Source organism: Myxococcus sp. AB056 (assembly GCF_006547365.1).
GTDB classification, from domain to species: domain Bacteria; phylum Myxococcota; class Myxococcia; order Myxococcales; family Myxococcaceae; genus Myxococcus; species Myxococcus virescens.
In genome coordinates, this window is the sequence record NZ_VHLB01000091.1 from 22,735 (window position 1) to 35,502 (window position 12,768).

Annotated in this window: 16 protein-coding genes and 1 tRNA gene; 8 read left to right on the forward strand and 9 right to left on the reverse strand. The window is 69.0% G+C overall.

What is annotated here, in order from left to right; genetic code table 11:
• Positions 1-13: 13 nt before the first annotated feature.
• Together FMP39_RS29875 and FMP39_RS29880 are read right to left on the reverse strand one after the other, a co-directional pair.
• Positions 14-973 carry a UDP-glucuronic acid decarboxylase family protein gene (locus FMP39_RS29875; protein ID WP_141593519.1) on the reverse strand — a complete coding sequence of 320 codons (960 nt, stop codon included), beginning with the start codon at positions 971-973 and terminating at the stop codon, positions 14-16.
• A 23-nt stretch (positions 974-996) separates the two neighbouring features.
• Complete coding sequence (locus FMP39_RS29880) at positions 997-1,176, reverse strand: ribbon-helix-helix domain-containing protein (protein WP_002640579.1); 180 nt, start codon at positions 1,174-1,176, stop codon at positions 997-999.
• Between the two features lie 94 nt (positions 1,177-1,270).
• Here FMP39_RS29880 and FMP39_RS29885 point away from each other — a divergent pair, with 94 nt between their 5' ends.
• Entirely contained in the window at positions 1,271-1,870 is a 600-nt protein-coding gene (locus FMP39_RS29885; RefSeq protein ID WP_141593506.1) for a hypothetical protein, read from the forward strand.
• Positions 1,871-1,894: 24 nt separating this feature from the next.
• Here FMP39_RS29885 and FMP39_RS29890 read toward each other — a convergent pair whose 3' ends face one another.
• The 7 genes from FMP39_RS29890 to FMP39_RS29920 all read right to left on the reverse strand — a co-directional run bounded on the left by FMP39_RS29890 (position 1,895) and on the right by FMP39_RS29920 (position 7,744).
• Entirely contained in the window at positions 1,895-2,257 is a 363-nt protein-coding gene (locus FMP39_RS29890; protein ID WP_141593507.1) for a cupin domain-containing protein, read from the reverse strand.
• 27 nt (positions 2,258-2,284) lie between these two features.
• Positions 2,285-3,163: an SPOR domain-containing protein gene (locus FMP39_RS29895; RefSeq protein WP_194858616.1), complete on the reverse strand. Its 879-nt coding sequence runs from the start codon at positions 3,161-3,163 to the stop codon at positions 2,285-2,287.
• A 134-nt stretch (positions 3,164-3,297) separates the two neighbouring features.
• Positions 3,298-3,681 carry an HU family DNA-binding protein gene (locus tag FMP39_RS29900; protein WP_141593509.1) on the reverse strand — a complete coding sequence of 128 codons (384 nt, stop codon included), beginning with the start codon at positions 3,679-3,681 and terminating at the stop codon, positions 3,298-3,300.
• Between the two features lie 74 nt (positions 3,682-3,755).
• On the reverse strand, positions 3,756-4,538 hold the full coding sequence (locus tag FMP39_RS29905; RefSeq protein ID WP_194858617.1) for a hypothetical protein: 783 nt from the start codon (positions 4,536-4,538) through the stop codon (positions 3,756-3,758).
• A gap of 28 nt (positions 4,539-4,566) precedes the next feature.
• Complete coding sequence (gene mnmA / locus FMP39_RS29910) at positions 4,567-5,613, reverse strand: tRNA 2-thiouridine(34) synthase MnmA (protein ID WP_141593510.1); 1,047 nt, start codon at positions 5,611-5,613, stop codon at positions 4,567-4,569.
• A gap of 96 nt (positions 5,614-5,709) precedes the next feature.
• Positions 5,710-6,978 (reverse strand): CCA tRNA nucleotidyltransferase, encoded by a 1,269-nt coding sequence (locus tag FMP39_RS29915; protein ID WP_141593511.1) that lies wholly within the window; start codon positions 6,976-6,978, stop codon positions 5,710-5,712.
• 433 nt (positions 6,979-7,411) lie between these two features.
• Positions 7,412-7,744, reverse strand: a complete 333-nt coding sequence (locus FMP39_RS29920; RefSeq protein ID WP_141593512.1) for a hypothetical protein — start codon at positions 7,742-7,744, stop codon at positions 7,412-7,414.
• Between the two features lie 407 nt (positions 7,745-8,151).
• Here FMP39_RS29920 and FMP39_RS29925 point away from each other — a divergent pair, with 407 nt between their 5' ends.
• From FMP39_RS29925 to FMP39_RS29955, 7 genes are all read left to right on the forward strand, one after another.
• Positions 8,152-8,808: a cell wall protein gene (locus tag FMP39_RS29925; RefSeq protein ID WP_141593513.1), complete on the forward strand. Its 657-nt coding sequence runs from the start codon at positions 8,152-8,154 to the stop codon at positions 8,806-8,808.
• A 185-nt stretch (positions 8,809-8,993) separates the two neighbouring features.
• Complete coding sequence (locus FMP39_RS29930) at positions 8,994-10,022, forward strand: fatty acid desaturase (protein ID WP_141593514.1); 1,029 nt, start codon at positions 8,994-8,996, stop codon at positions 10,020-10,022.
• A gap of 176 nt (positions 10,023-10,198) precedes the next feature.
• Positions 10,199-10,272 (forward strand) — tRNA-Arg (locus FMP39_RS29935).
• 216 nt (positions 10,273-10,488) lie between these two features.
• A complete protein-coding gene (locus FMP39_RS29940; protein WP_141593515.1) occupies positions 10,489-10,683 on the forward strand; it encodes a hypothetical protein in 195 nt (64 codons plus the stop codon).
• Positions 10,680-11,423, forward strand: a complete 744-nt coding sequence (locus tag FMP39_RS29945; RefSeq protein ID WP_141593516.1) for a hypothetical protein — start codon at positions 10,680-10,682, stop codon at positions 11,421-11,423. Before FMP39_RS29940 ends, FMP39_RS29945 begins: the two co-directional genes overlap by 4 nt.
• A 54-nt stretch (positions 11,424-11,477) precedes the next feature.
• Positions 11,478-12,086, forward strand: a complete 609-nt coding sequence (locus tag FMP39_RS29950; RefSeq protein ID WP_141593517.1) for a hypothetical protein — start codon at positions 11,478-11,480, stop codon at positions 12,084-12,086.
• 51 nt (positions 12,087-12,137) lie between these two features.
• Positions 12,138-12,557, forward strand: coding sequence for a hypothetical protein (locus tag FMP39_RS29955; RefSeq protein ID WP_141593518.1), 420 nt, complete (start codon positions 12,138-12,140; stop codon positions 12,555-12,557).
• Positions 12,558-12,768 lie beyond the last annotated feature (211 nt).

Consider the following 12,768-nt stretch of genomic DNA (forward strand, 5'->3'; position numbering starts at 1 on the left):
TCGCGCCGGCAAACTATGCCGGGGGCTTCGTGCCGGCAACCTCTCGGAACCAGGCAATGGTCTCCCGAAGACCCTCTTCCAGCGGCACCTTCGGCTCCCAGCCCAGCAGCGTCCGAGCCCGGGTGATGTCCGGCTGACGCTGCTTCGGATCATCCTTGGGCAGCGGCTTCTCGATGATGCTCCCGCCCCCGCCCGCCGCCGCGCGCACAGCCTCCGCGAACTGACGGATGGTCATCTCCCGGGGGTTGCCGATGTTCACCGGGTTCGGCTCATCCGACAGCATCAGCCGGACCAGCCCGTCCACCAGGTCCTTCACGTAACAGAACGAGCGCGTCTGGCTGCCGTCCCCGAAGACGGTGAAGTCCTCGCCCTTGAGGGCCTGGCCCACGAAGGCCGGCACCACGCGGCCGTCATTGAGGCGCATGCGCGGACCGTAGGTGTTGAAGATGCGGACGATGCGGACCTGCACGCCCTTGGTGCGCCCGTAGGCCGCGGTGATGGCCTCCGAATAGCGCTTGGCCTCGTCGTACACGGACCGGGGGCCAATGGGATTCACGTTGCCCCAGTAGTCCTCGCGCTGCGGATGCACCAGCGGATCCCCGTATACCTCCGACGTGGAGGCCATCAGGAACACCGCCTTGTTCGCCTCCGCCAACTTCAGCCCGTTCTCCGTGCCAATGGAGCCCACGCGCAGCGTTTCCAGCGGGAGCTGCGCATAGTCGATGGGCGAGGCCGGCGAGGCCATGTTGAAGACGTAGTCCAGCGGCCCTTCCACCGGGATGCGCTCGGTGATGTCCGCCTTGACGAAGGAGAAGCCCGGCCGCCCGTTCAGCGTGCGCAGGTTCTCTTCGTTGCCAGTGATGAGGTTGTCCACGGCGATGACCGCCGCCGCGCCGTCATTCAGAAGACGCTCACACAGGTGCGACCCGACGAAGCCGGCGCCGCCCAGGACCGCTACCCGCTTCCCACGCATGCTCTTCACGTCACGCCTCTCTCTCACAGCTCGTCGAACGTCGACTGCCCCGGCAACTGCGCCTTGTACTTCTCCAGGACCAGGTCGATGCCCTGGCGGATGTACTCGGCCACGGGCACCTTCGTCTTCTGGTTCAGCGCCTTGAGGAGCTCGTTCTGCTCCGGGGTGATGTAGATGGTGGTGCTGACTTTCTTTCGGGCCATGGCGATATGTGAAAATATATGAAATGACGTGTCGCGCGAAAGCATCTCGTGCGAATGACGTCGCCAGGCGGCCCCCAGACACTGGGAGTTCTCAATGCCACGCTACAAGCAGTTGATTTTCCTGGGCCTCATGACCTCGTGGGCCCTGGCTGGCTGCGCCAGTAGCAAGTCCGCGGAGCAGGATGGCGCGGGCGCCGCGCGGGGCCGGCACGCCGGGGAGCCCATCCGCCCGGAAGCCGGGGCCAACGAGGAAGTCGCTCAGCAGGACGCCAACGGCGACGGCCGCCCGGACGTGTGGACCTACACGGTGGACGGGCGGAAGGTGCGCCAGGAGCTGGACCTGAACTGGGACGGCCGCGTGGACCTGACGCGCTACTTCGACGCCAACGGCGACAAGGCGCGTGAGTCGATGGACCTGGACTTCGACGGGCGCGTGGACGCCACCTACTTCCACGAGAAGGGCGTCAACACGCGCCGCGAGCGCGACACCAATGGTGATGGCCGCCCGGACAGCTTCACCTACTACGAAGGCGGCAAGCTGGTGCGCAAGGAGCGCGACACGCGCGCGACCGGCCGCATCGACTACTGGGAGTACTGGGAAGGTGGCCAGGTGGATCGCATCGGCGAGGACCTGGACGGGGACGGCACGGTGGACAAGTGGACCCGCAACCCGAACAACACGGCCCGCGAATAGGCGGGCCGCCGAGGTGGACAGCGGCTACGGGTTGCTGGTGCCAGTGCGCCCGTAGGCGTCCTCGAGCCGGACCACGTCGTCCAGCTCCGGGGTGCTGACCTCGAGGATGTCACAGTCGGTCAGCGCCACCATGCGGTGCTTGGTGAGCGGCTTGATGTGGTAGCTCTCACCGGGGAGCATCTCCTTCTCGATGAGCCCCTGGCCCTCGTCGACGACGAAGAGCAGCTTGCCGCTCTGCACGTGGATGGTCTCATCCTTGCGGTTGTGGAACTGCAGGCTGAGCTTGTGGCCCTGCTTCACGTGCAGCAGCTTGCCCACGTAGCGTTCGGTGTGAGCCCAGATGAGTTCGTATCCCCAGGGCTTCTCCACCCGCTTCGTCGTCGTCATGGCGCTTCCCGTCTTCCTCATCCCGCTCTAGTTCGTGCCGGCCACGAATGCGTCGAGCGAAGTCTCACGCTTGAAGTCTGAGAGATACCGGGTGGCCGCATCCCGGGAGGCGAAGCTTCCCATGCGGACGCGGTACCACGTGCCCTTACCGGCCACTTCGGCCGTCAGGATATAGGGGGCATAGCCCCGATCACGCAACCGAGCGGCGAAGCGGTCGGCTTCCTGCTTGTCCTGGAACGCCGAGAGCTGGAGCGTGAAGGCCCCGCCCTTCACGGCCTGCGCGGGCGGCGAGGCGGGCTGCGCCGGCCGCTGGGTGGCGCGGGCAATGGCCTCCTTCAGACCGCCACCCTCCGTGGTGGTGGTGCGCGTGGGGACGGCGGACGCCTCCACCTTGCCCGACACCGGCACGGCCTTCGCGGGAGTCGGAGCGGTGGGGGCCTCGGCGACCACGACGCGCTCCGGCTCGGCCTTGGGCTCTTCCGGCGGCAGCTCCCCCGTGTCCGGGTCCGGCGTGGGCGCCAGCGCGGCGCGCTGCGCGGCCGCCGGCTTCGGCTCGGGCGGCTTCGCGGCGGCGGGCTTCTCCGTCGGCGGCGGAGCCTTGGCGACCACGGGCTTGGGCTGCGGCGGGGCCACCGGCTCGGCAGCGGCCTTGCGGGTCAGCTCGTCCGGAAAGGTGAGCGGCTGCTCCTGCTGCACGTTCTGCAGCGCCTGCGCGTTGGCATCCAACGCGGAGAGCAGGTCCGGCGCGGCCACGGCATCCGCGTTGCCCGCGAGCTTCTTGCCGACGACGACCCCCAGCACGAAGACAGCGCCCATCACGACTATGCCGGCGATGAGCAGGCTGACGATCTGCCGGTTGTCCAGAGAGACGTCGAACTTCTCCTTCATCCGGTGAGCATCACGCATGGCTTGAAAGTCCTCGGGCGCGGTCGCAACGGCCACACGAAATCCGTGTTGCGGCCTGTAGCGACGGCATGGAGGGCAAAGTACGCCCCACCCCTGAGCCGGTCAAATTCGCGGAACGACTCCAAGCCTCACCGTCAACCCGTGACGGGCACGGAGAACGAGGCCCCCGCGGCGAGCGGCAGCGGCGACAGCACCTCCCCGGGTGGGGTATCCGGAACGGGGGAAGCCGCCATGGCGGGTGGGGCATTGAGCCGCTCGCGCAAGTCCTTTCCGGCGGCGAAGGACAACGTGCGCCGCGCGGGCACCGACACGCGCTGGCCCGTCTTGGGGTTACGGCCGGTGCGAGCCCGGCGCGTGCGGACACAGAAGACGCCGAAGCCCCGCAGCTCGATTCGCCGTCCGGCGATCAGGGCCTGGGACATTTCCTCGAAGACGGCGTGGACGATGGCCTCCACCTCACGCCGTGGAACATGCGTGGCACGCTCCACGATGCGCTCGATGAGCTCACTGCGCGTCATGCACACCTCCCGCTGGGCGACCGGGGACTCTACCGAAGCGGGCCCCCAAAGGACAAACCGCCCTCCCCATCCCCTCACCGCAACCGGACGTCCGCGGGCCCTTCGACTTCAATCTTGCGGCCCTGCTGCGTGCGCAGGACCACCTCCGCGCCGGCGGGCACCATCAGTCGTACCGTGCGGCCCAGTGGCACGTCGCCCCCTTCCAGCAGCACGGCGGTGGCCAGGTCGTCCGTCTCCGCCACGATGAAGCCATCCTCCACGGTGGCCACCAGACCGCCCTCACCCAGGTTGCCTGCGTGGATGTGGGGCACGCGGGGGCGGTGTGGCGGAGGCGGCAGCGGCTTGCGAGGACCATCCCGCGACGGTTCGTCAGGGGTCTTGTTGGGCGACAGCCCGTTGGGCGTGAAGAAGGCGGCGAAGTAGCCTTTGGAGCTGTACGGGTCTTCCTGCTGGGCGCTCGCGGGCGTCACCTGCACCTGGGTGTAGCGCGCGGCGATGATGCGCAGCGGGCGCGGCGCCTCCTGGAGCTTGCCCTCGACAATGTGGCGGGACGGCAGGTTGACGCCATGGAGCTTCGCCTCGTCCGCTTCGCCCACCTCCAGCGTGTCGCCCTTCTCCAGGAAGCGCAGGCCACCGCCGAAGAACTCCAGCACCGCGGGGCCGGTGGCCTTCAGCTCGTCATGCCCCAGCAACTGCGAGCCGACGGCGATGGGCCGCCACTGCTTGCCTTCCGCGCGCAGCACCGGCGCACCGGCGGCGAGCAGCCCCGCGACGGGTTTGTCCGAGCGCTCCTTGCAGCCAGCGGCCGCGAAGATGGTGACGACCGCGAGCAGACATCCCACGAGGCGCTGCGCCATGTGCCGCACCCTCCGAGGCAACGCGGGGTCAGACAATCCAACCGCCGCCGAGCACGCGGTCCTGATCGTAGACCACCGCGGCCTGCCCGGGGGTGACGGCGCGCGCGGGCGCGTCCAGCTTCACGGAGACGAGCCCGTGCGGCGAAACATGCACCCGCCCCTGCGCGCCCGCGTGGCGGTGCCGGATGCGGACCTCCACCGGCTGACTGGCCGGAGGCGGCCCGTCCACCCAGTGGGGTTGGAGCAGACCGAAGTTGTCACGGCCGGTGCCCTCGGCGGGGCCCACCACCACGCGCTGCGTCTCCGGCTCCAGCCGGTGGACGTAGCGAATCTCGCCGCCCCCCAGGTTGAGCCCCTTGCGCTGGCCCACGGTGTAGCGGTGGATGCCCTGGTGGGTACCGAGCACGTTGCCCTCGGTGTCCACGATGTCCCCGGCCGGCTGCGGCCCGGCGACCTTCTCCACGAAGCCCGCGTAGTCGCCGTCCGGCACGAAGCAGATCTCCATGCTCTCCGGCTTCTGGCTGGTGACCAGGCCGTGCCGCTCCGCGACGGCGCGGACCTCCGCCTTCGTCATGCCGCCCACGGGGAAGAGGATGTCGCGCAGCTCGTCCTGACCGAGCGTGAAGAGAAAGTAGCTCTGGTCCTTGGCGGTATCGACGGCGCGACGCAGGACGAAGCGGCCGTCCACCTCCTCCACGCGGGCGTAGTGGCCCGTGGCCAGCCGGGCGCCGAGCGCGCGGGCACGCTTGAGGAGGAAGTTGAACTTCACGTCCCGGTTGCAGGCGACGCAGGGGATGGGCGTGCGCCCGCCCAGGTATGACTGGACGAAGGGGTTGATGACCCGGTCCTGGAAGATCTCCTCCGCGTTGGCCACGTAGAAGGGAATCCCCAGCGTCTGGGCCACGGCCCGCGCGTCATCGATGTCATCCGGGCTGCAGCAGCTCCCACACGTCGCCTTGCCCTCGTAGGACCAGACGCGCAGGGTGATACCGATGACCTCGTGGCCCTGCTCCTTGAGCAGGGCAGCCGCGGCCGAGGAATCCACCCCGCCGCTCATCGCAACGACGACTCGCATGGTGCTCCTTCCTACACGCCCGCGCGTCCGGGCGCACGCGGGGAGGACACGGAGGGCGCCCTTTCCCGCCCCCCGTCACTCCCGCAGCCCGCCGGCTCAGCGAGCAGCCTGCGCCTGCCACGCCTGCAACCGCTGCCGCAGGGCGTCGGCCGTGTTCAGGCTCGGATCATCCAGGACGGACTCGACGAGGAACCGGGTGGCCTCGCCCACGATGGGGGAAGGCCCCACGCCCAGGGCGGCCATGATGTCTCCTCCGGTCAGCGACAGGTCCTTCGCCGTCAATGGCGGCTTCGCGGCGGCGAGCGCCTCCACGCGGGCGATGAGCGCCTCCACCGCTGGGAGCGCGTCCGGCTGGCGGACTCCGACCCGGGCGCGAACGACCGCGGCCCACAGCGGAAGCTGCGGCGGGCCCAGGCGAGCCAGGAGCCGGCGAAGCGCGGCGTCCGGCTCCCCCACCCGCGTCTCCGCCTTCGCGTGTTCGACGAGCAGCGCCACCAGGTCCGCCACCTTGTTGGGGAACTTCAGCCGCAGGCCGATGTCGCGCGCCTGAGCTCGGTCCACCAGATCGGCCAGCAGCACCGCGACGCGGACTTCCACCTCCAGCGGCGAGGCCTGCACCGCGGCCCGGACGGATGCGGCGGCCGAGGCTTCCGCGCGCGCCAGCTCCGGAAGGAACACGTCCAGAAGCCCGGTGTCCGCGAGCAACAGCAGTCCGCTCTCCGCCCGGGGGGACAGGAGGAGCTTCACCAGTTCCTCACGCACCCGCTCCAGCGCGACCTTGCGGAAGACGCCGAGCGTGGCGGGAATGGCGGCGCGGGTGGCGGCATCGAGCGCGAAGCCGAGCACCGCGGCGAAGCGCACGGCGCGCAAGGGCCGCAGGCCGTCCTCGGAGAAGCGCTCCTGCGCGGAGCCCACGCAGCGGATGAGCTGCGCCCGGAGGTCCGACTGTCCACCGAACGGGTCCACCAGCTCGCGGTCCAGCGGGTTGTAGGCCATCGCGTTGATGGTGAAGTCGCGCCGGGACAGGTCCTTGACGATGTCGCGCTCGAAGGCCACCGAGCTGGGCCGGCGGCCGTCGAGGTAATCCCCCTCCGAGCGGAACGTCGTCACCTCCACGTGAGTGCCATTCTGGAGGACGGTGACGGTGCCGTGCTGGATGCCCGTGGGGATGACCTTGCGGAAGGCGCCCTGGACTTCTTGCGGCAGCGCGCTGGTGGCCACGTCGAAGTCCTTGGGGTGGACCAGGCGCACCATGTCCCGGACGCAGCCACCCACCAGGTAGACGGCGTGGCCCAGTTCGCGCAGCCGCGCGATGACGTCCAGCACGGGCTGGGGGATGTCGGCGTTATGGAGGTTCGCGATCATGACAGCCGGGGCCAGGACGACATGCCCGCGGGCCCAGGGGCGCGTTGTACCGGCCAGACTCCCGCGTTCCAAGCCCCGAGACAGCTTGGGCCCTAGCGGTTAATTCGAAGAGAACCCCTAATCCAAAGACCCGTTTTCGGCACCGCTCCGTATGTTCGATATGGGGCCGAACTGGCCGGAAGCGGAGTCGCATGACGGAGTGGCGCAGGTGAAGCTGCCCGGCTGGAGCGCTCGGGTCCTGGGCCAACCCCACCTCGGAGAGGGCGACGAAGCACCGGCCCGCGCGCCCGTCTTCATCGACGGCCACCGCAAGGGAGCGCGCGCCCTTCCCTTCCTGCTCGCCGCCGCGCACGCGGACGGACAGTTGCGACCCAAGAAGCAGGCCAGCGCATCCACGCCGAGTGCTTCCGGCGTGGAGCGCGGAGACGTCACGTCAGGGGCAATAGGTGCAGTAGAAGAACTGGGAGTTGATGGCGTACTGCGACGTCTCGCCGACACACGTCACGGTACAGTCACTGGCCGTCGTGCACCGGCCCACCTGCCCCTCGATTTCGATGGGGAAGGACGTCCAGTAGGTGGTGATCCGGGGACGGTACAGCGTCGTGCACGCCTGCGCGGACACCTCGGCGGGCGCGGAGACAGCCTCCTGCGCGGCTTCCGGGGTGGGGGGAATCGCACCTTCTTCATTCAGATCCACGCCCTCACCACAGGCCACCAGGAAACCAGCAGCGACCACGGACACCGCGACAGTCGAGATGTTTCGCACGGGCAAATCCTCTCAGTGAAGTTGCACGACACGCGCATCCTGCCGCAGTAGCCTGTTTCAGCCGAGGAAGAAGCGCACTCCCCGGAAGTCATGCCGACCACTCGACAGGTAGGATTCCGACATACCTCGAAGGTGCGGGCGCGGCTCGGGATTGAATGGACGTGGGCCGTGTTGACATGGGGACGCACCGCTTGGGTTATCGCCGCGAAACATCCACTCACGAGCCCTTTGACAGGCTGTCCTGGGCGGTCGGCCACAGGTGTGCTAACGCAACGGCCGTCCGCTCCACGGTCCCCTGAAGCAACCGGCAGCGACCACAGGCACTCATCCACATGCCAAGACCCCGTAGCCTTCGTTCCGCCCCGTCTCATCACTCCACGCGAACCACTCGCGTTCCCGCTTCGTCCTTGCCGCCACTGGAACGCGCGTTCCGCACCGTGCTGGCCGAGGAACTCGCCGGGCAACTGTCGCCGCTGACGGAGACGCTTCTGCGCATCGCGGAGAGCCTGTCCCCCAGCGGCCTCCGGCGCCAGCCGCGGCGTGAGCTGCCGAACGCGGCCCTGGACGCCCTGGCATCGTCGCTCGCGACCCTGGATGCGGGGCCCCACGACACCGCCGAGGAAGAAGCCGCCCCGGAAGCCCGGGCCTGCGCCGTCATCGGCTGCAAGCGGCCGGTGCGCAGCCTGGGCTACTGCGCGGCCCACTACCAGAAGCGGCGCCTCATGGTGGCCTCCGGCCGCCTGCACCACGCGTGGACGGAAGACGCCGCGCCGAACAGCATTCCGGACGTCATCCTGGGCCGGAAGCGCCGCGAGTCTTCTTCGGAGGCACCGGAGACCGCCGTCACCCCGGAGCCCGTGCGCCCCAGCGAGGGTCCCCGCGTCTGGGTCCGCAAGAAGGGCGCCAGCCCCGTGGTCCCGACGCCCAGTAGCGACAGCCCGCCGGTCCTGCAGTTGGCCCAGAGCTCGGTGATTCCGACCTCGCAGCGCTCCGAGCGTGAGCAGGTGGCATCCATCGTCGAGCAGTGGGCCAGCGAGTTCCGGGCCAACAAGCATCGCTCGTGACGAGGAGCCATGCCCCGTCGGGCCCCATGGGCCGGACGGGGCAGCGCGGCCTCCAACGCATCGCGACATCCGTGAGGGGTGTCTGCCAATAGCACCGCCCATGACGGTCGCATGACAGTGGGCGGGCATGGTTCCAGGGACTCGAATCGACGGCAGCCGCCGCCGTGCCAGCCCTGGACTTCCGAATGGACTCCGCGACCCGCAGCAGCGCCTTCACCTCACTCTCCCGAGATGCCGAGCGGAACCTCATCGCCCGCACGCGGCCCTTCGCCACGCAGGACACGCGGCGGAGTTGGTGGGAAGTGGGTTCCACCTTCGCGGCCCTGCTGGGCGCCATCGCGCTCGCCGCCCTTCCCTCCTGGTGGCCCCTGCGCGTCGTGGGCAGCGTGGTGCAAGCGCTGGTGATGATCCGCTCCTTCATCCTGGTCCACGACTACCTGCACGGCTCACTGCTGTCGGGCTCGCGGCTCGCGAAGGCCCTGTTCCACACCCACGCGGTGCTGCTGCTCACGCCGCCGCGCGTCTGGACCGAGTCGCACAACCACCACCATGCGAACACGGCGCGGCTGGCTGCCTCCGCGTCGGGGACGTTCACCACCTGGACGGCGCAGCAGTGGCGTGAGGCCACGGCGTTGGAGCGGCTGGCCTACGTGGTGGAGCGGCATCCGCTCGTGATGGTCTTCGCGTACCCGCTCGCGTTCCTGGGAGGGCTGTGCATCGTGCCGTTCGTGAAGCACCCGCTGCGCTACTGGAGCGCGGGCTTCGCCGTGCTCCTCCACGTGGCCATCAGCGCGGCGGTGTTCCACTTCGGGGGCCTGGGCGTGTACCTCACGGCGATGGTGCTGCCGCTGTCCATCGGCTACGCGCTGGGGGCGTACCTCTTCTTCTCCCAGCACAACTTCCCGGACGTCGCGCTGCGCGAGGACCAGGACTGGACGCACGCGAGCGCGGCCCTGGAGGCTTCGAGCTACCTGGCCTGCGGCCCCGTCATGGCGTGGTTCACCGGCAACATCGGCTACCACCACGTCCACCACCTCAACCCGCGCATCCCCTTCTACCGGCTGCCGGAGGCCATGGCCGCCATCCCCGAGCTGCAGAATCCGCGCACCACCACCCTGCACCCCAGGGACGTGCTGGCCTGTCTGCGACTCAACGTCTGGGACGGAAAGCGGGGTCGCATGGTCCGGTTCCGGGACGTTCCCGCGTCACGCTGAGGGAGCCCGGCAGGGCCCCTAGGGGGCGGAAGGCTCGAAACGGTGACGCTGGCGCGTTGCGCGCGCCGGGCCGCCTGCTATAACGCACGTCGCTGTGCATGCGCCCCGGCTTTAAGGGGGCATGGATGGACCTTTCTGGCGGACTTCCTCCAGAAAGCGCAGTGACTTGAGAGCACGACCCCGTAGCTCAGTTGGATAGAGCGGCGGTTTCCTAAACCGCAGGCCACAGGTTCGATTCCTGTCGGGGTCACATCCTAACCGCCCGTCCCCACTGGGGATTCGGGCGGAGGGTGGAGCCAGTGCCGCTCCCGCTGATGGCGCCGTGGCGCTGGCGTGGCGTAGCGGCAAGGCCAAAGCCAAACACTCACCAAGCCGTACCGCTGAGCTGCCTGATGATGCCCAAGGCCGCGGCGGCTTAACACCATCCTCCCAGCCCCGCCGAAGCCTCCTGCCGGCCGAGTTCACCTTGGGGTTCCGCCGCCTCGATGGGGCGGGCGAGCGCTGGGAGGTGGATTGCGGCTCGGGCATCGTCCGCGGCGAGGGCTGGCTCGCCTTGCTGCACGCCTTCCACAAGGCCCTCGCGGAGGTCCGCCGCGTCGCGGACGCCGGACGGGAGTCCGCGGCCCAGGACGCTGCGCGCACGACAGGGAGTGCCCGGTGAGCGCCCCGAAAAAGCACTCCAAGGCCAAGCTGCGCGTCGTCCATGGGCCCGGCGCCGTTTCCGTGGGCGTCGTCCTGCACGCTGCCCTGCAAGTGGCCACTGGCGATGGGCGCTCCCTGGTGCTGAACGCAGTGGACTGCCGCCAGATGCTGGATGCGCTCGGCCAGGGCGAAGTGCCGCCGTGCGTGTGCGCTGCCCTAGGACGCGCGCGATGCATGCCCTGCCGCCTCAACGGCATGGAGCGGGACCTGGCTGTCCTCCGTGCCTTCGAGGAAGGCCAGTGGAGCATTCAGGAGCAGCTCGCCGGCGAGGACTCCATTCCCACGGAGGTGCTCACCGGCGCGTTGACGGCGCTCAACGGCCTGCTGCGCGCCTCGGAACTGCGCGGCGAGCCCGAAGCCCCCGCCCCTGCCCCACGCACCTATGCCCCGGATGAGAAATGCTGGTGCGGCGAGCCCCTGCTGCTGGTCAAGCGCGGGACATCTGTTCCCTGGGCAGGCACGACGACTGAGGTGTCGTGGTGGCGGGAGGCACCAAGCGCGGCTTTCCGCCTGCCGTCATCACACCCGCCGGGCATGGTGCTCCGGCGGGGCTGTTCTTACTGCGTTGACGTCCGGCACCACCCGCGCGGGAGGGATGCCCCTCCTTCCCGCGCGGGCATCGGTGCCGGGGTGTACCGGCCCGGCCTCGTGCCGCGTTGGTGCAAACCCTCCCAAAGCAGCGAAACCGAATTGTCATGACTTAGAGGCTTGCATATATGGACTCTAATTCCTGATTTCGGACGGGAGGGGTCCATGACAGCAGCTCGACTGGGACGCGTCGCAGCGCTCGGCATGGCCATCGGCTGCGCCGGGGCGCCTGAACCGAGTGGCACGCGGAACTATTGGCGTTCGGGCCCACACGTCCATGTGCGAGGCCCCTGGGAAGCCATCACCCCGTCTTCCGACGCGGACGAGGTCATCGACCAACTCTGCCCTGCCGTCATGGAGCTGCCGCGCGCGATGGCGCGCGACTATGGGCAGGAGTACTGCGGCGGCATCTACCACGCCAGCATGCCCTCACCTCTGGGCGAGCCCGAACCGGTTGGCCCCTCGAAGAGGAAGAAGTGCATCCCACCTCGCTACGTCGCCGACCCGAGAGGGCGAACGATAGTGCTCGGGGACTTCCACAGCCACCCGTGGGCTCCCTCGTCACTGTCGCTCGTGGACCGGCTTGCCGAGACGCAAATCTGGACCATCCGCATCCAGTTCGACCGCGCCTGCACCATCACCAAGCTCGTGCCGAATCTCGGCAGCGAGCAACCCGGAGAGGTCTACCTCCGACAACGCAAGCACTGGAAGCTGGTGGGCATCATCAAGCACGAGAACAAGGCTCTCGGGCTCGTCACTGCGGTGGATGACTGAGGGCTGAGCGTGTCGATGCACATCCGAAATCGTGGCCCGCACGGAGGCCCCATGAAGCGCGTTCTGCTCCCCCTTCTTTGCGTGCTGCCCGCATGCGCCCTGTTCCAACGGCCGCCGCGCCCGGTGCATGCGCCACCGGAAGAGGCTGCCGCCTTCGCAATCCCGCTCGCGATGCCAACCGAGGGGCTGCAAGTCATCAGCGGCACCACCCTGCGCGCCATCCAACTCGCCATGGAGGACTACCTTCCCTGGGACCGGAAGCTGCCCAAGGGCGCCACACCGCTCTATGAGTGCCTCAATCGCCGCGAGTCGTACGAGGTCGCAACAGCGCCGGCCTCCCCCGGGGTTGTGCTCGTCAGCATCATCCCAAACCCGAAAAAGTGCGACATCGGCACGGCGCCCACCCTGGAGGGAGGCGCCACCTATGCGATTGACGTGAACGCCTGGCGCATCCTCGCGGCGCAGGAGTAGTCGCACGAGGAGTCGCCGCTGGGGATGCCGGCATGGCCCAGCGGGGCAGCCGCGTGCAACCGCCCCGCTGGATGCATCACGCGACTTGGTCCCGCCCCTCGCGGAGCGCCTGCTCCAGCCGGCGGGCCGCGGCTTCGCAGTAGCGCGCCTCGAGCTCCATGCCCACCGAGCGCCGGCTGGAGCAGGCGCTCCGCGAGGGGCGGGACCAAGT